Source organism: Thioclava nitratireducens (assembly GCF_001940525.2).
Lineage (GTDB): Bacteria > Pseudomonadota > Alphaproteobacteria > Rhodobacterales > Rhodobacteraceae > Thioclava > Thioclava nitratireducens.
Genome location: NZ_CP019437.1, coordinates 3,467,453 through 3,487,769, shown reverse-complemented (window position 1 = coordinate 3,487,769; position 20,317 = coordinate 3,467,453). Strand labels below are relative to the sequence as shown.

The 20,317-nt window shown below is 64.2% G+C and carries 18 protein-coding genes; 12 read left to right on the top strand and 6 right to left on the bottom strand.

The annotated features are described in order from the left end of the window. Positions 1–25 precede the first annotated feature (25 nt). Positions 26–1,453, top strand: a complete 1,428-nt coding sequence (dacB, locus tag BMG03_RS16620) for a D-alanyl-D-alanine carboxypeptidase/D-alanyl-D-alanine endopeptidase (RefSeq protein ID WP_075774053.1) — start codon at positions 26–28, stop codon at positions 1,451–1,453. Between the two features lie 54 nt (positions 1,454–1,507). Here dacB and BMG03_RS16615 read toward each other — a convergent pair whose 3' ends face one another. After that, the gene (locus tag BMG03_RS16615) at positions 1,508–1,930 is read right to left on the bottom strand and encodes a tellurite resistance TerB family protein (protein WP_075774054.1); all 423 of its coding nucleotides are present in this window, start codon (positions 1,928–1,930) and stop codon (positions 1,508–1,510) included. 105 nt (positions 1,931–2,035) lie between these two features. Between BMG03_RS16615 and BMG03_RS16610 the strand changes: the two genes are divergently transcribed. After that, positions 2,036–3,682: a lysine--tRNA ligase gene (locus BMG03_RS16610; RefSeq protein WP_075774055.1), complete on the top strand. Its 1,647-nt coding sequence runs from the start codon at positions 2,036–2,038 to the stop codon at positions 3,680–3,682. Here the strand turns inward: BMG03_RS16610 and BMG03_RS16605 are convergent. Then, complete coding sequence (locus BMG03_RS16605; protein ID WP_075774056.1) at positions 3,679–4,533, bottom strand: CHAD domain-containing protein; 855 nt, start codon at positions 4,531–4,533, stop codon at positions 3,679–3,681. The genes BMG03_RS16610 and BMG03_RS16605 overlap by 4 nt on opposite strands. A gap of 230 nt (positions 4,534–4,763) precedes the next feature. Between BMG03_RS16605 and BMG03_RS16600 the strand changes: the two genes are divergently transcribed. Beyond that, positions 4,764–7,055, top strand: a complete 2,292-nt coding sequence (locus tag BMG03_RS16600) for a glycosyl hydrolase family 28-related protein (RefSeq protein WP_075774057.1) — start codon at positions 4,764–4,766, stop codon at positions 7,053–7,055. An 84-nt stretch (positions 7,056–7,139) separates the two neighbouring features. Here the strand turns inward: BMG03_RS16600 and BMG03_RS16595 are convergent, their stop codons facing one another. Beyond that, positions 7,140–7,637: a HugZ family pyridoxamine 5'-phosphate oxidase gene (locus BMG03_RS16595; RefSeq protein ID WP_075774058.1), complete on the bottom strand. Its 498-nt coding sequence runs from the start codon at positions 7,635–7,637 to the stop codon at positions 7,140–7,142. Positions 7,638–8,061: 424 nt separating this feature from the next. Between BMG03_RS16595 and acs the strand changes: the two genes are divergently transcribed. The 8 genes from acs (at position 8,062) to BMG03_RS16555 (ending at position 17,763) form a co-directional block, all read left to right on the top strand. Next, on the top strand, positions 8,062–10,029 hold the full coding sequence (gene acs, locus BMG03_RS16590; RefSeq protein ID WP_077701305.1) for an acetate--CoA ligase: 1,968 nt from the start codon (positions 8,062–8,064) through the stop codon (positions 10,027–10,029). Beyond that, positions 10,029–10,721, top strand: a complete 693-nt coding sequence (locus BMG03_RS16585; protein ID WP_075774059.1) for an adenylate kinase — start codon at positions 10,029–10,031, stop codon at positions 10,719–10,721. Before acs ends, BMG03_RS16585 begins: the two co-directional genes overlap by 1 nt. Positions 10,722–10,784: 63 nt before the next feature. Continuing rightward, the gene (locus BMG03_RS16580; RefSeq protein WP_075774060.1) at positions 10,785–11,042 is read left to right on the top strand and encodes a DUF4212 domain-containing protein; all 258 of its coding nucleotides are present in this window, start codon (positions 10,785–10,787) and stop codon (positions 11,040–11,042) included. 21 nt (positions 11,043–11,063) lie between these two features. Beyond that, positions 11,064–12,803: a sodium:solute symporter family protein gene (locus tag BMG03_RS16575; RefSeq protein ID WP_075774061.1), complete on the top strand. Its 1,740-nt coding sequence runs from the start codon at positions 11,064–11,066 to the stop codon at positions 12,801–12,803. Between the two features lie 94 nt (positions 12,804–12,897). Next, positions 12,898–14,727 carry a DUF294 nucleotidyltransferase-like domain-containing protein gene (locus BMG03_RS16570; protein ID WP_075774062.1) on the top strand — a complete coding sequence of 610 codons (1,830 nt, stop codon included), beginning with the start codon at positions 12,898–12,900 and terminating at the stop codon, positions 14,725–14,727. A 9-nt stretch (positions 14,728–14,736) separates the two neighbouring features. Beyond that, positions 14,737–15,273: a hypothetical protein gene (locus tag BMG03_RS16565; protein ID WP_075774063.1), complete on the top strand. Its 537-nt coding sequence runs from the start codon at positions 14,737–14,739 to the stop codon at positions 15,271–15,273. Between the two features lie 4 nt (positions 15,274–15,277). Further along, entirely contained in the window at positions 15,278–15,667 is a 390-nt protein-coding gene (locus BMG03_RS16560; RefSeq protein ID WP_075774064.1) for a response regulator transcription factor, read from the top strand. Continuing rightward, complete coding sequence (locus BMG03_RS16555; RefSeq protein WP_075774065.1) at positions 15,667–17,763, top strand: 3'-5' exonuclease; 2,097 nt, start codon at positions 15,667–15,669, stop codon at positions 17,761–17,763. Before BMG03_RS16560 ends, BMG03_RS16555 begins: the two co-directional genes overlap by 1 nt. Before the next feature lie 76 nt (positions 17,764–17,839). Here BMG03_RS16555 and arsC read toward each other — a convergent pair whose 3' ends face one another. The 3 genes from arsC to BMG03_RS16540 are packed head-to-tail and all read right to left on the bottom strand — an operon-like array spanning position 17,840 to position 19,556. Next, on the bottom strand, positions 17,840–18,169 hold the full coding sequence (gene arsC / locus BMG03_RS16550; RefSeq protein WP_075774066.1) for an arsenate reductase (glutaredoxin): 330 nt from the start codon (positions 18,167–18,169) through the stop codon (positions 17,840–17,842). Beyond that, entirely contained in the window at positions 18,160–19,212 is a 1,053-nt protein-coding gene (locus tag BMG03_RS16545; RefSeq protein ID WP_075774326.1) for a quinone-dependent dihydroorotate dehydrogenase, read from the bottom strand. The genes arsC and BMG03_RS16545 overlap by 10 nt, the downstream gene beginning before the upstream one ends. 5 nt (positions 19,213–19,217) lie before the next feature. After that, complete coding sequence (locus tag BMG03_RS16540) at positions 19,218–19,556, bottom strand: DUF952 domain-containing protein (protein WP_075774067.1); 339 nt, start codon at positions 19,554–19,556, stop codon at positions 19,218–19,220. Between the two features lie 79 nt (positions 19,557–19,635). Between BMG03_RS16540 and BMG03_RS16535 the strand changes: the two genes are divergently transcribed. Beyond that, positions 19,636–20,304, top strand: a complete 669-nt coding sequence (locus BMG03_RS16535; protein ID WP_075774068.1) for an SOS response-associated peptidase — start codon at positions 19,636–19,638, stop codon at positions 20,302–20,304. The last annotated feature ends 13 nt before the right edge of the window (positions 20,305–20,317 follow it).

Below are 20,317 nucleotides of genomic sequence, written 5' to 3'. Positions count from 1 at the left end.
GGGCTAACGCCGAGGGGGAATCGCCATGCCGCTAACGATATCGCGTCGCTTTGCATTGCTGGGTGGCGCCGCGCTTTTCGTCACTCCGAAAACGGTTTTGGGTCAGGCGCCCGCAGCCGCCGAACTGGTTCGGATGGCGGGGCTGAGCGGCGATGTCGGCTATGTCGTGGCAGATCTGAAAACGGGCCAGATCCTTGAACAGCGCAATCCCGGCCAAGCGATGCCGCCCGCCTCCGCGCTCAAATCGATCACTTCGATTTACGCGATGGAGCAACTGGGCGGGGATTTCCGCTTCGGTACGCAGTTGATCGCGACGGGGCCAATCTCTGGCGGGCGGATTCAGGGTGATCTGATCCTCGCGGGCGGTGGCGATCCCACGCTGACGACCGACGATCTCAATGCGATGGCGAAGTCGCTCGCAGCCAAGGGGGTGCAGGGCGTCACGGGGCGGTTCCTGACCTGGGCCGGCGCGCTTCCGTACAAGAGCGAGATCGCAAATGATCAGCCGATTTTCGCAGGCTACAACCCGTCGATCTCCGGGCTGATGCTGAATTTCAATCGCGTGCATTTCCAATGGCGTCGCTCCGGGGGCGGCTGGGCGCTGAGCATGGACGCGCGTGGGCGCGACGTGCAGCCTCAGGCCTATACAGCGAAAGCCTCGATCGCGAAGCGGTCCTCACCCACGTTCACCTATTCGGATCGCGGCGGGGTAGAGCATTGGACGGTCGCCTCGGCGGCTTTGGGGCGTGGCGGAAGCCGTTGGTTGCCGGTGCGCCATCCCGCGGCCTATGCGGGCGACGTGTTCCAGACGCTGGCCCGCGCACAGGGCACGCCGCTGCCCGCGCCGGAAGAGGCCCGCAACCCGCCCGGCGGCACGGTTCTGGTAAGCCATGACAGCGATCCGCTTGTGCCAGTGCTGCGCGCGATGATGAAATACTCGACCAATATCACCGCCGAGGCGGTGGGCATGACGGTCAGCAAACGGCTGGGCGCGGGTAGTTCCCTGATGCAATCGGGGCAGGCCATGACCCAATGGCTGCAGCAGCGCACGGGCGCACGCTCGGCCCGGTTCACCGACCATTCCGGGTTGCGCGCCGATGCCGAGATTTCGCCGCAGGACATGGTCGCGGCGCTGCGCAATCTTGGCGCACCGATGGGGCTGCGCAGCTTGATGAAACCTTTCAAGCTGCGCGATGCGACGGGTAGGGCCTCGAAATCGCAGCCGTTCAGCGTCGATGCCAAGACCGGGACGCTCAATTTCGTCTCGACCTTGGCGGGCTACATGACCGCGCCGGATGGCACCGAGCTTGTGTTTGCGATCTTCACCGCCGATCTCGACCGTCGCCGGCGCGCGGGCTCCGCACCGCGCCCGCCGGGGCAGGTGCAATGGGTGCGTGCGTCGAAAATCCTGCAGAGCCAGCTACTGGAACGTTGGGCCGGGATTTACGGGTGAGGCGCGATCCGGGCGGTGAACATGCCGCGTTCCCGCCCGAAGTGCCGCCGAGGATCAGAGCGTGACGTGACGCACTTTCGCGCCCCATTCGATGGCGACGGCGTGCAGCCGGTCGATCGCCAGCTCGCCGCGGATCTCCTCCAGCAGACGCAACTCGGCCTGTCGGATCGTGCCATCGGCCGCAGCTACGTCGCAGGCCAGCGCATAGGCGGTCTCGAAGATATGCTCGGGCAGCGCATCGCGGACCAGGCCGAACAGCGCTTCGAGCCCGTCTTCCTCTTCGAACAGTGTGAACACAGAGCGCGAGACCCGGGAGACGCGGTCGAAATCGTAGCCCGCGAAGATCGGCATGTGGTTCACGATCCGCTCGATGGCGACGAGTTCCGAGGTCGGCACGTCCTCATCGGCGGCGGACACAGCGACCATCACGGCGACGAGCGCGTCTTGGGGCGAAAGCGAGGAGAGAACGTCTGGCAAGTCGGAGCTCCTTGATGGTGTTCGAGTGCTAATTATTGACTGTCCCCCTTCGCTTCAATAGGTCAGGCGCGACCGGGCGCACGGGGCGCCTTCATGAGGTATGCAATGACGAGCTTGCGTGACGCTGCGATGAAATCCAAGGCCTGGCCCTTCGAGGAAGCCCGCCGGGTGCTGAAGCGTTACGAGAAACGCGATCCGGAGAAGGGCTACGTCCTGTTCGAAACGGGCTACGGGCCGTCGGGGCTGCCGCATATCGGCACGTTCGGGGAGGTTGCGCGCACGACGATGATCCGTCGCGCTTTCGAGGTGATCTCGGATATCCCGACGAAGCTTCTGTGCTTCTCGGACGATATGGACGGGATGCGCAAGGTGCCGAGCAACGTGCCTAATCAGGACATGCTGCGCCAGCACGAGCAGAAGCCGCTGACCTCGGTGCCCGATCCGTTCGGCGATTTCGACAGCTTCGGCAACCACAACAACGCGATGCTGCGCCGTTTCCTCGATACGTTCGGCTTCGAGTACGAATTCGCGAGCGCGACCGACTACTACAAGTCGGGCCGGTTCGACGAGATGCTGATGAAATCGGCCCAGGAATATGATCAGATCATGGAAATCATGCTGAAGTCGCTGCGCGAAGAGCGTCAGCAGACCTATTCGTGCTTCCTGCCGATCCATCCCGAGACGGGCCGCGTGCTGTATGTTCCGATGAAGGAGGTCAACGCGCGCGACGGCACCGTGACCTTCGACGACGAGGAAGGGCGCGAATGGACGCTGCCGGTCACCGGTGGCAACGTGAAGCTGCAGTGGAAACCCGATTTCGGGATGCGTTGGGCCGCGCTCGGCGTCGATTTCGAGATGTATGGCAAGGATCACTCGACCAACACGCCGATCTATGATGGTATCTGCCGCGTCCTCGGCGGGAGTGCGCCGGAACACTTCACCTACGAGCTGTTCCTCGACGCGAATGGCGAGAAAATCTCGAAGTCGAAGGGCAACGGCCTTTCGATCGACGAGTGGCTGACCTATGCCGCGACGGAGTCCTTGAGCTACTTCATGTATCTCAAGCCGAAGACCGCGAAGCGGATGCATTTCGACGTGATCCCGAAGGCGGTGGACGAATATCACCAGCAGCTGCGGGCCTATCCCGATCAGCCGATCGAGCAGCAGGTGAACAACCCGGTCTGGCACATCCATGGCGGCAATCCGCCCGAGAGCCGGATGGTGGTGCCTTTCGCGATGTTGCTCAATCTCGCAAGCGTCGCAGGCGCGACCGAGAAGGAAGGGCTGTGGGGTTTCATCAAGCGCTATGCGCCCGAGGCGAGCCCGGAAGGCAATCCGGACCTCGATCAGGCGGCAGGCTTCGCGCTGAAGTATTTCGAGGACTTCGTGAAGCCCACGCTGGTCTTCCGCGCGCCCTCCGAGCAAGAGCGGGCGGCGCTGGAAGATCTGGCCAAGGCGCTGAAATCGGAAGAGGCGGCGCTCGATCAGATCGCGCGCAAGAACGCGGCGGCAGGCAACGACGAGCCGCTGCCGGAGGCCGATTTCCACAGTGACGAGTTCCTGCAATCGGTCGTCTTCGCGGTCGGCAAGAACCACGAATTCGCCAACCTGCGCGATTGGTTCAAGGCGCTCTACGAGGTACTCCTGGGTCAGAGCCAAGGTCCCCGCTTCGGCGGGTTCATCGCGCTTTACGGTGTCGATGAGACCGTCGCGCTGATCGAGCGGGCGCTGGCGGGCGAACTGGTCGCCTAGGCTTTCCAGAGTTCGAACCAAGCCCCCCAGCGGTCGCAGAGCGGCTCGGGGGGCTCGGCGAATATCTTGGCGCCGAGAGTGAAGGCTTCGGCCTCGAGCCGGGCAGATTCGGTGCGGATCAATGCAAGCAACGCCTCGGCCCTTTCGGGATCGAGATGCTCGGGCACCCGCATCTCGAGCACATGCAGGTCGTGATGATCTCCGATCAACTCGCCCAGAGTGTCGAGCGCGTCTTCGCGTGGGTGCAGCATCTCGGGCCAGATTGGGGCGAGCAGGCGGGTGTGATACCAGTGCTGCTTCACCCGCGTCCGCCAATGGTGGAGGTCTGCGCCAGCGTGTGATTTCTGGGCGGTTTTCAGACGCTTGCGGCAATCTTTCAGGGTCTCGTGCAATCCGGTCTCATAGGCGGGCCAGCCCTTTGCGCTGACCTCCCAATCCTTTGCGCGTTTGCGGATTTCCGTGACGCGTTTGACGAATGTCGAAATATCGCCTTCCTTCGGGGGCGGGGTTGCGGGGAGTGCTTCGAGCATGGTGCGGGCCGCCGAGGCGCCATCAAGATCGGGCCCTTCGCGCCCCAGCCGGATCAACGAGGCGCGCATCACCTCGTCGTCTCGCAGGCCGGATATGCCGCGGGCAGCCTCGGACAAGGTCTCGTTTTCATTGTGAAAATCCGCGAATTGCGGCGCGAAGAGACGGATCAGGCCGCGGGTCTTCTTGATCGCCTTGCGCAGGGCGTGAACCGAAGGATCGGGTTTCCCAGCCAGTTTGATGGCCGTTCCAAGCTCGCTGCGCGCGATGCGGCGAAGGGCTTTCGTTGGGGTCTTGTCGTCGGGGGATATGGCGTAGACCATCTGCGCTCCTCTCGGCTGCACTCCCGATGTGGCGCGAGGATATGACAGGCGCATGACGCTGTCATCTGCGAAGCGGGAGAGGCGGCGCGGCGCGCGGAGGTATCAGGTCTTCTTTAATCTTTCCTTCTAGCTCTTTTCGGGCCGAAGCGCGGGCGCTTTCGGCGGGTTCCAAGGCGCATGGAGCGATGCGCGGGGCGCGCGCGGGTGGAAAATGGACGAGAGGATTGCAGATGAACGTCGCGATTACCGAAGGGCTGGTGCTGACCCCGCCCGCATTCGCCGAAGGGCTGGATCAATGGTCGAGTGAAGATGGCACGCCGGGCTCCACGACCTATGAGAGCTCGGGCAATGCCGTGCTGGTTCCGGCGGATGCGGATTTCGGCGGTTGTCTGGAAATGCTCAAGATGCAGACGGTGCAGAAACTGCGCTACATGGGCGACACGCCGATCCTGCCGGGCGCCTATCTGCGCATCCGGGCGCGGGTGAAGGCGGTGAGCGGCAACCTGCCTGAGGTGAGGATTGCAGGCTATGCGGTGACGGGATCGGGTAGCCACGTGAGCGGCGTGGTCGAGGTGGGGCCGACGGTGGCGCTGCAAAGCTATGGTGAGGTGGTCGAGGTTTCTGCGATCGTGGGCACCGGCTCGCGCGACGGTGTCGATATGTCGTGGGGGCTGGATGCGATTTACGGGCATTTCGGGCTGGACCTGACGGGCGCGACTGGCGGGGTCGTGCGCATCGACGATATCGAGATCGAGGATGTGACCGAGGCCTTCCTGCGCGAGCTGATGGGCTGGGTCGATGTGAAGGATTACGGCGCGGTCGGGGATGGCGTCACGGACAACGTCGCGGCCTTCAATGCGGCCGATCAGGCGGCGAACGGGCGCAAGGTCCTCGTCTCGGAGGGGAATTATTATCTGGGCAGCTCGATCTCGATCTCGTCGCCGGTAGAGTTCGTGGGCACGCTGGTAATGCCGGTGGCGGCGAAGCTGGCGCTGATGTCGTCTTTCGACTTCCCGACCTATGCGGCGGCGTTCGGCGATGAGCTGGCTGGGTTCAAGAAGGCGCTGCAGGCGCTGTTCGGATATACCGATCATAACGTGCTGGATCTGAAAGGGCGTCGCGTCGAGGTGACCGAACCGATCCGCATCGAGGAGATCGCGCCGGACCTGTCGAGCTTTTCGAACCGCCGGGTTCTGCAGAATGGGCAGATCAACGTGATCGCGGGATCTGGTTGGGACGATGATGTGGTGACGTCGCAGGCGACCTATTCGGTGAGCCAGTCGATGCAGCTGACCTCGGTCGCCAATATCGCCAATATTCCCGTTGGCGCGCGGATCACCGGCACCGGCGTCGGGCGCGAAGTCTATGTGAGGTCGAAGAATAACGGCGCGCAGACGCTGTATCTCTCGCAGCCGCTTTATGGCGGATCTGGGACGCGGACCTATACCTTCACACGTCACCAATATGTGCTGGATTTCTCCGGGATGGAGAAGCTGGACCGGTTCAACATCGCCAATGTGGAATTCCTCTGCAATGGCGCGGCGAGCTGCATCATGCTGGCGCCCGACGGGCAGATGTTCCAGATCCGCGACAGCTATGTGGTGCGGCCCAAGGATCGCGCGATCACCTCAATCGGGCGCGGGTGCCAGGACCTGCTGATCGATGGCTGTCAGTTCCTGTCGGACGAGATGCTGGTGCCCGCGCAGGATCGCAAGTCGATGGTGCTGAACGTCAACGCCAATGACAGCAAGATCCGCGACTCACGCTTCGTGCGCTTCGGAACGGCCTTCGTGCTGAATGGCTCTGGGCATCTGATCGTCGGTAATCACTGGTTTCAGGGCGACGAGGAAACCAGCGGCGTGCGCGTTGCGGGGCTCGTTTTCACGCAGACCAATGTGCAATCGGCGGTGACCGGAAATTACATCGATAACTCGGTCATCGAATGGACGAATGAACACGATGCCGAGCCGGATTTCGCGAGCGAGTACAGCTTTGGCGGGCTGACCGTGACGGGCAATACCTGCGTGTGCATCAACGTCGCGCCTTGGTTCACGTGGCTCTCGATAAAGCCCTATGGGCCGGGGCATTTCATCCAAGGGCTGAGCGTGACGAACAACGTGTTCAAGTCGCTCAACGGCAGTGTCGACCGGATCGAGAAAATCGATACGAGCTTTGCCGATATCGACCGCTCGCGGGTGCGTAATGTGGTGTTCGAAGGGAATATGTTCAACGGGATCAAAGAGATATCGCAGAACCCGGTGATGGTCGAGGTGAACCAGTCGGCTGCGCAAACGGTCTGGACGGCGGATGCGAGCGAGTACCTGCCCTTCGCGGGCTGGGCGCGCAATGTTCAAGGCCTGATCGCCGAGGGGATGGTGCGAGATAGCTCGGGCGCGCGGATCGACGCAATGCCCTATGTCGCGGTGGAGCAGGGCGCGGCCAAGAACCAGATCACGGTGAACTGGCCGGAGGCGGCGAAGGGGCGGCTGCAAGTCACGCTGCGGATGGATAACCCGATCTGACGGGGTGCTTGGGCTGTGCCGATCCGGGCCGGGGCGGACGGATTGGCGATGCGGCGCGTGGGATGAAAGTCTTGCGCGCCGTTTTCATGTCAGGTCCGCAGGCATCAGGCGAAAAGCGCGGCCGAAGCCGCCATTGAGGCTGGCCGAGGTCGGGCGGAGATCGAAGAAAAAGAAATCGGGCAGGTCGATATAAAGCTTCGATTTCGGATGATCGGCGAGCCAGCGGTCGCGCATCGTCGGGAAGGCGGGGTTGTCGCGTTCGACGGCATGGGCTTCGACCTGCAGCGAGAGGCGCGGATGGGTGAGCGGATCGCCTTTCGGGCCGGGCTCTCCCAACAGCAGACCCGCGCGGCGATCCCGCAGAAGGGCTGTCGTATGCGCCGCGAGGCTGGATACGAAGATTAACAGTTCCCCCTGAGGGCCGGGCCCGAGGGCGACGCGGGTCACGACCGGCGCGCCCGTATCCGGGTCGAGCGTGCCGAGCGCCCCGAACCGGGCCTCGCGGATCAGGCGTTGCGCCAAGGCGCGGGCCTCGTCATCCGTCGGGCGAATTGGGTCGGTCGTTGGAGTTGGTTGCGGCATGGGCGACTCCTCGCGGACGTCCTAATGCTAGGACTCAGCCGCGCCGTCCGCAATCGACGTCGTCGGCCTTAGGGTGACGTGACGACAGATTGCGTACCGAATCACCCCGTGGGTGCCATGTTCCCTCTTCTTGGTTGCCGCCCGCTTTTAACCATGAGGTCGATTTTCAGATGCGGGCTCCGCGCGCATGAAACGCTACAGGCAAGCGCTTGATTAAGCGTGACTATTTTCTGCCTCATTTCCGTGCATTTACAGCGTTAGCGCAATCGGTGTCAAAAAGTTTACAAAAAAATTCAGCGTATAAAGGGGGTTACATGAATCTTAACCTTTGAGTTACAGTGGCGCGGGGTAGAGGGCCTGCACCATGACGCGGGCGACATGCGGACACGCCGTGCCGCAAGGCGAAATTGCTGGGAGGAAACTCATGACTGCGCAAGACAAGGTGACTCAGGTTCCAGAGGTCAAAGAGGTCCCGCCGGGCTTCGAGAACGCCCATGCCGACGCTGCGAAATATCGCGAGATGTACAAGGAATCGATCACCGACCCGGAGAAGTTCTGGGGCCGCGAGGGCAAGCGCCTCGACTGGATCACGCCGTATACCAAGGTGAAGAACACCGATTTCACCTTCGGCCATGTCGATATCAAGTGGTTCGAGGACGGCGTGTTGAACGCCAGCGTGAACTGCATCGACCGCCACCTTGCGACGCGCGGCGACCAGACCGCGATCATCTTCGAGCCTGACGATCCGGAAACCCCGGCGCAGCACATCACCTACAAGGAGCTTTCCGAGAAGGTGAACCGCTTCGCCAATGTGCTTTCGAGCCAGGGCGTGATGCGCGGCGACCGCGTCGTGATCTACCTGCCGATGATCCCCGAAGCGGCTTACGCGATGCTCGCCTGCGCGCGCATCGGCGCGATCCACTCGATCGTCTTCGCGGGCTTCTCGCCCGACGCGCTGGCGAACCGCATCAATGACTCGGGCGCGAAAGTCGTGATCACCGCCGACACCGCGCCGCGCGGTGGTCGCCGCACGCCGCTCAAGGCCAATGCCGACGCCGCGCTGCTGCACTGCTCGGACAAGGTGCGCTGCCTCGTGGTGAAGCATACCGGCGACCAGACCACCTGGATCGACGGGCGCGATGTCGACGTGAAGGCGATGATGGAGAACGTCTCGCCCGATTGTCCGGCGCGTCCGATGAACGCGGAAGATCCGCTTTTCATCCTCTACACCTCGGGCTCGACCGGCAAGCCGAAGGGCGTCGTGCACACGACCGGCGGCTACATGGTCTATGCCGCGATGACGCATCAATACACGTTCGACTATCACGACGGCGACGTGTTCTGGTGCACCGCGGATGTCGGCTGGGTCACCGGTCACAGCTACATTGTCTACGGGCCGCTCGCGAATGGTGCGACGACCGTCATGTTCGAAGGCGTGCCGACCTATCCGGACGCGGGCCGTTTCTGGGCCGTGTGCGAGAAACACAAGGTCAACCAGTTCTACACCGCGCCCACCGCGATCCGCTCGCTGATGGGGCAGGGGCCGGAATGGGTCGAGAAATACGATCTGTCCGCTCTCAAGGTGCTGGGCTCGGTCGGCGAGCCGATCAACCCCGAGGCCTGGGCCTGGTACGACAAGTATGTCGGAAAGGGCAAATGCCCGATCGTCGACACGTTCTGGCAGACCGAGACCGGCGGTCACATGCTGACCCCGCTTCCGGGCGCGACGCCCACCAAGCCCGGCTCGGCGACCCGTCCGTTCTTCGGCGTGAAGCCGGTCGTGCTCGACCCGCAGACTGCGGTGAAGCAGGACGAAACCGAGACCGAAGGCGTGCTCTGCATCTCGGACAGCTGGCCGGGCCAGATGCGCACCATCTGGGGCGATCACGAGCGCTTCCAGGAAACCTATTTCAGCCAGTACAAAGGCTATTACTTCACCGGTGACGGTTGCCGCCGCGACAGCGACGGTTACTACTGGATCACCGGCCGCGTCGACGACGTGATCAACGTCTCGGGCCACCGCATGGGCACGGCGGAAGTCGAGTCCGCGCTGGTCGCGCACCAGGCCGTGGCCGAGGCTGCCGTGGTGGGCTACCCGCACGAGCTGAAAGGGCAGGGCATCTACGCCTATGTCACGCTGATGAACGATGTCGAACCTTCCGACGAGCTGCGCAAGGAGCTCGAGAAGTGGGTCCGCACCGAGATCGGTCCGATCGCGAAACCGGACATCATCCAATGGGCGCCGGGCCTCCCGAAGACCCGTTCGGGCAAGATCATGCGCCGCATCCTGCGCAAGATCGCCGAGAACGATTTCGGCAGCCTGGGTGACACCTCGACGCTGGCCGACCCGTCGGTCGTCGATGAGTTGATCGAAAATCGCGGGAACAAGTGATGGCCGACAGCACGACCATGACGCGGACCAAGCCTGCGGTTCTGATCCTTCTCGGCCCGCCGGGCGCGGGCAAGGGCACGCAGGCGCGGATGCTCGAAGAGAGGTTCGGCCTCGTGCAGCTCTCGACGGGCGATCTTCTGCGGGCCGCGGTGTCGCAGGGCACCGAGGCGGGCCTCGCCGCGAAAGCGGTGATGGAGGAGGGCGGTCTCGTCTCGGACGAGATCGTTCTGGCGATCCTGCAAGATCGCATGGCGGAACCGGACGTTGCTAAAGGGGTGATCCTCGACGGGTTCCCGCGCACCGCCGGGCAGGCTGCGGCGCTCGACAGGCTTCTGGAGGAGAACGGCCAGTCGGTGACCGCGGCGATCAGCCTGGAGGTCGACGACGAGGCGATGATCGCCCGCGTCGCCGGCCGCTACACCTGCGCCAAATGCGGCGAGGGGTATCACGACGAGTTCAAACAGCCCGCGGTCGCGGGCGTTTGCGACAAATGCGGCGGCACGGAATTCAAGCGCCGGGCCGACGACAATGCCGAGACGGCGCGCGCCAGGTTGGAGGCCTATCACGCGCAAACGGCACCGCTGATCGCCCATTACAAGGCGCTCGGTGTTCTCGAGGAAATCGACGCGATGGGCTCCATCGACGAGATCGCCTCGGGCCTTGGGTCGATCGTAGAGCGCGTCTCGGCCTGATTTTTGGGGAGGGGCGGGCCCATGAGGGGCCCGTCTGGAGAGAAACTAAAGGGAGTTAGTCTCATGGCGGACAAATCCTCGTCCAACGCCTATTGGAAGGCGAATATCCGGACCATCCAGATCTCTCTGGTGATCTGGTTCATCGTGTCCTTCGGCTTCGGCATCCTGCTGCGCCCGATGCTGGCAGGCATCAAGATTGGCGGCACTGATCTCGGCTTCTGGTTCGCCCAGCAAGGCTCGATCCTCGTGTTCCTGGTGCTCATCTTCACCTATGCGTGGCGGATGAACAAACTGGACCGCGAGCACGGCGTCGAAGAGTAATCTCAGGGAGGAGAGAGGGATATGGATCAGTTTACCCTCAACCTGCTGGTGGTTGGCGCGACGTTCGTGCTCTACATCGGCATCGCGATCTGGGCCCGTGCGGGTTCCACGTCGGAATTCTACGCCGCCGGTCGCGGCGTTCACCCGGTCGTCAACGGCATGGCTACGGGCGCTGACTGGATGTCGGCCGCGTCGTTCATCTCGATGGCGGGCATCATCGCCTTTGGCGGCTACGACACCTCGGCCTACCTGATGGGCTGGACTGGCGGCTACGTGCTGCTGGCCATGCTGCTTGCGCCTTACCTGCGCAAGTTCGGCAAGTTCACAGTGCCGGAATTCATCGGCGACCGTTTCTACTCGCAAACCGCGCGCACCGTGGCCGTGGTCTGCCTTATCGTGGCGTCGATCACCTACGTTATCGGTCAGATGACCGGCGTGGGCGTCGCGTTCTCGCGCTTCCTCGAAGTCGACAACACCACCGGCCTCTTCATCGGCGCGGCGATCGTGTTCCTCTACGCGGTTCTGGGCGGCATGAAGGGCATCACCTACACGCAGGTGGCTCAGTACGTCGTGCTGATCATCGCCTACACGATCCCGGCGATCTTCATCTCGCTGCAGCTGACCGGCAACCCGATCCCGGGCCTGGGCCTGTTCTCGAACGACGTGAACACCGGCGAGCCGATCCTGTCGACGCTGAACGGTCTGGTCTCCGATCTGGGCTTCGCGTCCTATACCGGCCAGCATGACACGATGCTCAACATGTTCCTGTTCACCATGACGCTGATGGTCGGCACCGCCGGTCTGCCCCACGTCATCGTGCGCTTCTTCACCGTTCCGAAGGTCGCCGACGCGCGCTCCTCGGCGGGTTGGGCGCTGGTGTTCATCGCGCTGCTCTATCTCACCGCTCCGGCTGTGGGTGCGATGGCGCGTCTGAACCTGATCTCGACCTTCTACCCCAATGGCGTGAACGAGCCGGCGGTGGAGATGACCGCGATCGAGAACGATCAGAACCTGTCGTGGGTGCGCAACTGGGCCGCGACCGGTCTTCTGTCCTTCGACGACAAGAACGGCGACGGTCGCATCGAGTACAATGCGGGCGACACCAACGAACTGACCGTGAACCGCGACATCATCACCCTCGCCAACCCCGAGATCGCCAACCTGCCGGGTTGGGTGATCGCGCTGGTGGCGGCCGGTGGTCTGGCTGCGGCTCTGTCGACCGCTGCGGGCCTTCTGATGGCGATCTCGTCGGCGGTCTCGCATGACCTGATCAAGTCGCAGATCAACCCGGGCATCTCGGAAAAAGGCGAGCTTCTGGCCGCCCGTATCTCGATGGCCGTTGCGATCGCGATCGCGACCTATCTGGGTCTGAACCCGCCCGGCTTCGCTGCGCAGACGGTGGCTCTGGCCTTCGGCCTGGCGGCGTCGTCGATCTTCCCGGCACTGATGATGGGCATCTTCACGAAGCGCATCAACAACACCGGTGCCGTCGCGGGCATGCTGACCGGCCTGATTACCACGCTGGTCTACATCTTCCTGCACAAGGGCTGGTTCTTCATCCCGGACACCAACATGTTCTCGGATGCGAACCCGATGATCCTCTCGATCAAGTCGACGTCCTTCGGCGTGATCGGTGCGGTCCTGAACTTCATCGTCGCCTACTTCGTCTCGAACGCGACGAAAGAGACCCCGGAAGATATCCAGGAGCTCGTCGAGTCGATCCGTGTGCCGAAAGGCGCCGGTGCGGCAGTCGACCACTGAGACAGCGGCGCGGGACGGGGGAGCCCTCGTCCCGCCCCTCGAAAATCCGGCAGGCGCCCCGGGGGGGCGCCGCCACTTCCCGAAGGAAAAGATCATGGCCGCCGATCTGACCCCGATCCTCGCATTTCTCGAAGGCGTCCACCCTTACGACAATCTGCCGCGCAACGAGCTGGAGCGTGTCGCCAGTTCCTTCCGTCGCAGGGAGTTGCCCGCCGGGCAGACCGTCTATTCCTATCGCGAGCCGCTCAAGGGCATCTATCTGATCAAGCGCGGATCGGTCGAAGTGACCGACCAGAACGGGGCACTGGTCTCGATCCTCGGTGCGCGCAACACATTCGGTGAGCGCGGACTGATGCGCGACGGGCTCGCCGCGACCACCGCGCGCACGACCGCCGAGACCGTGCTGCTGGAACTGCCAGTCGACGAATTCCGGGAGCTGTCGCAGAACACCCCCGCCTTCGCGCGGTTCTTCAACCGGGTGCGCGGCGGCGAGAGCCGCACCAACTCCATCGCGACGATGAAGATCGCTGATCTGCTGGCGCAGGAGCCGATGGGCTGCGCGCCCGAGACCACCGTGACCGAGGCCGCGCGGCAGATGCGCGACGCACATATCTCCTCTCTGGGCGTGACCGATGCGAATGGCTCGCTGCTTGGGATCGTCACCGTGCGCGACCTGTCGAACAAGGTTCTGGCCGAGGGCCGCGCACCCGACACGCCGGTAGGCGAGGTGATGACGCCCGATCCGGTGACGCTGACGCCCGACGGGCTGGGGACGGACCTTCTGCATGTCATGCTGGAAAAGCGCGTCGGGCACCTGCCGATCACCGATCGCGGGCGCTTCGTGGGCATGATCACCCAGACCGATCTGACCCGCTTTCAGGCCGTAAGTTCGGCCGTGCTGATCCGCGATGTGGCGGGCGCCGAGACCGTCCCGGAAATGGCCGCCGTCACTGCGCGCATTCCGCAGCTTCTGGTGCAGCTCGTGGGCGGGCATCACGCCCATGAGGTCATCACGCGGCTGATCACCGATATCGCCGATGCAGTCACGCGCCGGCTGCTGAAGATGGCCGAAGAGACGCTGGGGCCGCCGCCTGTGCCCTATCTCTGGATGGCCTGCGGCTCGCAGGGCCGACAGGAGCAGACAGGCGTCTCCGATCAGGACAACTGCCTGATCCTCGACGATGCGGTGACCCAGGCTGATATGGAGTATTTCCGCCAGTTCGCGAAGATCGTCTCGGATGGTCTGGACGCCTGCGGTTACGTCTATTGCCCGGGCGACATGATGGCGACGAACCCGCGCTGGTGTCAGCCGGTCCGGGTCTGGCGGGACTATTTCAACGGCTGGATCGCCAAGCCGAACCCCGAGGCGCAGATGCTGGCCTCGGTGATGTTCGACCTGCGCGCGATCGGCGGCAACGGGGCGGGGCTGTTCCAGCAGTTGCAGGAAGAAACCTTGGCGAAGGCGGCGAAGAACTCGATCTTCGTGGCGCATATGATCGCCAACAGCCTCAAGCATCACCCGCCGCTGGGCCTGATCCGGGGTTTCGCCACGATCCGCTCGGGCGAGCATCGCAATCATATCGACATGAAGCATAACGGCGTGGTGCCAGTGACCGATCTGGCGCGCATCTACGCGCTGCAGGGCCGCCTGCCGGAGGTGAACACCCGCGCGCGCCTGATCGAGGCGGAACATGCAGGCGTGCTGAGCCATTCCGGTGCGCGCGATCTGGTCGAGGCCTATGACCTGATCGCATCGATGCGACTGGAGAACCAGGCGCATCTCGCGCGCTCGGGGCGCAAGCCCGACAATTATCTTGCGCCGTCGGACCTGTCCGATTTCGAACGCTCGCATCTGCGCGATGCCTTCGTGGTGGTGCGCACCATGCAATCGGCCGCCGGTCACGGCAAAGGCGCGATGAGCTGAGGAGAGCTTATGACGAACGATTTCATCTCGACCATCGCCGCGGGCCTGCTGGCCGCCCTCGTGGTCTTTCTGCTGTCGCATCTGAGCAAGCGGATCCGCGGCGAGAAGCTGCCGAAATGGGTGATGCCGGCAGCAATTGGCGCGGCGCTGATCGGCTATACGATCTGGAGCGAATATTCGTGGTTTCCCGAAATGCGCTCCGAGATGCCCGACACGGTCGTCGTGCTGCAGAAGATCGACGAAAGCGTGCCGTGGCGGCCCTGGACCTACCTTGTGCCGATGGTCACGCGTTTCATGGCGGTTGATGGCGGCAAGGTGGAACATCCTGTCGTGGGCAAGCCGGAACTGGTCGAGACCGATCTGCTGCTGATCGGACGCTGGCAGAATTTGCAGACCGTGCCGACGGTCTATGACTGCAAGACCGACAGCCGCGCCGATCTGGTGAACGGAGCCACGCTGTCGAAAGACGGAGAGCTTTCGGGCGGCGGTTGGCTGAAGCTCACGCCCGACGACCCGGGGCTGAAAGCGGTATGCGCAGGAGGATGAAACCATGCCGGGGGGGAGGAAACATCGCGTCCTGATCGTGGAGGACGAGGACAATATCGCGATCGCGCTCGACTACCTGATGAGTCGCGAGGGCTACGAGCATGACCGGATCGACACCGGGCGCGGCGCGCTGGAGAAGATCCGCGAGACCCGCCCCGATCTGGTCCTTCTCGACGTGATGCTGCCCGAAGTGTCGGGCTACGAGATCTGTGAAGGCGTGCGCGCCGACAAGGGCCTCGGCGATGTGAAAATCCTGATGATGACCGCGCGCGGCTCCGCGATGGAGCGCCGCAAGGGGCTCGCGCTCGGAGCTGACGGGTTCATCGCCAAACCCTTCGAACTGCGCGAATTGCGCGAGGAGGTCCACCGCATTCTCGACGGGGAGACGGCCTGATGGATCTCACCCGGCTCTCCCTGCGCACCCGGGTGTTCCTGTTCTTCGCCGCGCTCGCGCTCGGCAATCTCGCGGCGCTGGTGGCGGGGTTGTGGTTCGGCTTCACCCGGCTTGGCGATCCCGATTTGCTGAACGCTATGGTGATCGGCGGCACGGTCGCGGGCTTCGCGATCCTTGGGCTGATCGCCTGGATCTGGTTTCTGTTCGACGAGAACGTGGCCAAACCGATCGAGCGGCTCTCGGGGATGCTGCGCGCCCGCACCACCGCCGAGATCGAGGGCGAGATGGATGTCGATATCGCGCGCCATCTGGGCGATCTGGCTCCCGCCGCGGCCTCCGTCACGCGTCACCTGTCGGAGACCCGCAACGCCCTGACCGAAGCCGTTCAGCGCGAGACGACGCGGCTCGCGCAGGAGAAGGAGCGGCTCGAGGCGCTCCTGTCGGATGTGCCGGTGGGCGTTTTGCTCTGCACCGCCGATCATCAGCTGGCCTTCTATAACGGGCAGGCGGTGGAGCTCTTGGGCTCGGCCCATGCGCCGGGGCTCGATCGGCGCGTTTTCGATTACCTCAACCAGCCGCCCATCGCCCATGCCTATGAGCGTCTTCTTGCGACGGAAGACCCCGATGCGGCCTCGGATCTGCTGTGTTCGACCAAGGCGGAGGGGCGCGTGCTCGCCGCCCGGATGCGGCTGCTGTCGGAGGGTGAGGATCACTACGTCTCGAAGCGCCCGGGCTACGTGCTGACGCTGCGCGACGTCTCGGGCGACATGGCCGCTCATGCGCAGCGCGAGCAGTTGATGGATGAGCTGTTCGACCGCATCCGCCGCCCGGCCGCCGCGCTGCAATCGCTGATCGGGGTCCTGACCGCCGACGACGGGCCCGCTCCGGGTTCGGAGCGGGACCGGGTTCGCGAGGCCGCCAATTCCGAGGCGCATCACCTCTCCGCCGCGATCCACGAATTTTTCGAGCGCCACGAGGCGAACCGCGCCGATTGGTGGCCGCTCGCGATGATCCGCGCCTCCGATCTGGGGCAGGCGGTGGCCGCGCGGGTAGCCGCCGAAGGGGGAGCGATCCTCCCGGTCACGGCCGCACTGATGCTGCGCTGCGAGGGGTTCGAGATGGTCGCGCTTCTGGCGGGTCTGGTGCGTCGCCTGACCGACCGGCGCGACTTCCGGCTGGAGATTACAGAGGACGGTCCCGGCGCGCTGATCGCGCTGGAATGGGAAGGCGCTCCGCTTCCGATCGGAGAGCTGGAGCGCTGGCTTGCCGAACCGCTCGACACCGGGCTGGAAGATGTGACCGGGCACCGGGTGCTCACCACCCATGCCGCCGAAATCTGGCCCGAGAAGCTGGGCGACACGCGTGCGCGCCTGTGTATCCCGCTCCGCGAGGCGCGCCATGTCACCAAACGCCCGAAGCCGGTGCCGCGCGCGGTGGTCTACGATTTCGACCTGCTTGCGCGCGAGCGCGTCGCCGAGATCGCCGACACGCCACTGACCGATCTGACATATGTCGTGTTCGACACCGAGACGACCGGCCTGCTGCCCACCGAGGGCGATGAGATCGTCCAGATCGCCGCTGTGCGCATCGTCAACGGGCGGCGGATCGATACCGAGGTCTTCGACACGCTCGTCGATCCCAAACGCCCGATTCCGCCCGGCTCGACCGAGGTGCATGGCATCTCGAATGCGATGGTCGAAGGCGCGCCCGACATTGCCAAGGTGGGGCGCGACTTCCATCGTTTCGCCGAGGGCGCGGTGCTGATCGCGCATAACGCGCCCTTCGACATGGAATTCCTGCATCGCAAGGAAGGCGCGATCGGAGAGCGGTTCGATCATCCGATCCTCGACACGGTGCTGCTGTCGGCGGTGGTGTTCGGGCAGTCGGAGAGCCACACGCTCGACGCGCTGACCCACAGGCTTGGCATCACCATCCCCGAGGAGGCACGCCACACCGCGATCGGCGATACGGTCGCGACGGCGGATGCTTTCCTGAAGATGCTGCCGGCGCTGCAGGCGCGGGGGTTGCGGACGTTCGGCGAATTGGTGGCGGAGCTGCGCAAGCACGGGCGGCTGCTCAAGGATCTGAACGGGTAGGGGGCTCTGCCCCCATCTCCTCCGGAGATCCCCCGGGATATTTGGGCCAAGGCGAAGTGCGGCCGCGCCCCTGATGTCAGAGAATCTCGAGAACGGTTTCCGGCGGGCGGCCGATGCGGGCCGCAGTCTCGGTCAGCACCAAGGGGCGCTCGATCAGCTTCGGGTTGGCGGTGAGCGCCGAGAGGATTTCGTTTTCGCCGGCCTCCTTGGAGAGGTCGGTATCCTTCCAGCGGATCAGGGCGGAGGCGGGCTGGCCGAGTTTCATCAGCGCGTCCTGCAGTTCGACCATGGTCGGCGGCTCTTTCTGGTAGTCGCGCACCTCAGGCGCGATCCCGCGCGCTTCGAGAAGTTTCAGCGTCTCGCGCGATTTCGAGCAGCGCGGATTGTGCCAGATCGTTACAGCCATTTGTCTCTCCCGGTGCCGATCGCCTCGGAAACGCTGGCGAAGCCGTCGCGTTCCAGAAGGGCGTCGAGGCCGCGTGCGATATCTGCAGCGAGCGAGAGGCCGGAGAACACCATCGCGGTGTAGAGCTGCACCGCCGAGGCGCCCGCGCGGATTTTCTCGTAGGCCTGCTCGGCAGAGCCCACGCCGCCAACACCGATCAGCGGCAGGGCGCCCGCAGTATGCCGCGAGAGCTGGGCCAGAACGCGGGTCGATTTCTCAAACAACGGTGCGCCGGACATGCCGCCCTGATCGGAGGGGTTGGGCGAGGTCAGCCCCTCGCGCGAAAGCGTCGTATTGGTCGCGATGATCCCGTCGATCCCGCTTTCCAGCGCGACCTCGGCGATCTCGGCCAGTTCCTCGGCGCTCAGATCGGGGGCGATTTTCAGGAATACCGGGATACGCCGCGCGAGGCCGTCGCGGGTCTCGATCACGCCTGCCAGCAGAGCCGCCAGCGCGGCTTTGCCCTGCAGGTCGCGCAGCTTCTCGGTGTTGGGCGAGGAGACGTTGACCGTTGCGAAATCGATATGCGGGCCGGCATGGGCCAGAACGGTCGCAAAATCTTTCGCGCGGTCGGCGGCGTCCTTGTTGGCGCCGAGATTGAGGCCTACCGGAATGCCCTGCGGGCGCTTTGCCAGCCGCTCTGTGATCGGCTCCATGCCCTGATTGTTGAAGCCGAAGCGATTGATCGCGGCGCGGTCGGCGGGCAGCCGCCAGAGGCGCGGAGGCAGGTTGCCTTCCTGCGCGCGCGGCGTCGCGGCGCCGACTTCGATGAAGCCGAAGCCCGCGCGCATCAGCTGCGGCACGGCCTCGGCGTTCTTGTCGAAGCCGGCCGCAAGGCCCACCGGGTTCAGAAGCGACATCCCCGCCAGATCGGTCTTCAGCCGGGGCGAAGTGATTGGGCCGGGCAGGGGTGCGAGTCCCATTCGCAGCGCGCGCAGCGACAGCCAATGCGCCTTTTCCGGGTCGATCTTGTGAAAAACCGCGAGGCCCGCACGCTCGATCAGGGTGGTCACGACATTTCCTTCGGGAAGATATGGCCCGCAGCGCCCAGGGGCAGGGCGTGGTCCCAGACGACTTCGCTGAGATTCAGCGGGCGGTAAAGATGCGGGAAGAGCTGATCGCGGCGCGAAGGTTCCCACTTCAGATCGGCGCCCATCGCGGTGGAGTCGAAGGCGACCAGCACCAGATCGGATTCGCCCGCGAAATGTTTCGCAGCCGTTTCGACGACCTGATCGGCGGTGGAGAAATGGATATAGCCGTCCGCGAGGTCGATCGGAGCGCCGAGCGTGTGCCCGGCTTCGCGAAATGCATCCCATTCGGGGCGACGGAGGATTTTGTAAATCAACATGGCTTTCCCTTGCCCGAAAACGCGCCGTCCGGTCAAGCGTGGGGCTTGTGCCGCGCGCGTGGCGGCATAGCTTTGTGCCATGTGCGGACGTATGGCCAACACTCTTCCTGTCGATGCGATGGCGCGTCTGTTCAAGGCGGTGCCCGGCAATGACGTGCCCGATGGCGAGCGGTTCAACATCTGCCCGACCCAGAGCCTGCCGGTCTGCGTCTCCGGTGAGGAGCAGCGGCAGTTGCGGGCGATGCGCTGGGGCTTCATCCCGCATTGGTACAAGACGCCGACCGACGGGCCATTGCTGATCAATGCGCGCTCGGAGACGGTGGCGGAGAAGCCCGCCTTCCGGGCGGCGATCCGGTCGCGGCGCTGCCTGATCCCGGCGGATGGCTTCTATGAATGGCATCGCGAGGGGGAGGCGAAGCTGCCTTTCTACGTTTCGCGCAGGGACGGGGCGCCGATGGTGTTCGGCGGGCTCTGGCAGGACTGGGAGAAGGGCGGCGAGTTGCTGACGACCTGCGCCATCGTGACGGTGCCGGCAGGCCCGACGCTCGCCCCGATCCATCACCGCGAGCCGCTGGTCCTCGAAGAAGCCGACTGGGCGAAATGGCTGGGCGAGGAGGGCCATGGCGCGGCGACACTGATGCAGCCCAGGCCCGAGGGCATCCTGCAGGCGTGGCGCGTGGGCCAAGAGGTGAACTCGAACCGCGCCTCCGGGGCGGGTTTACGCGAACCGTTTGCCAATCCCGCTTGAATGGCGCGGCGTG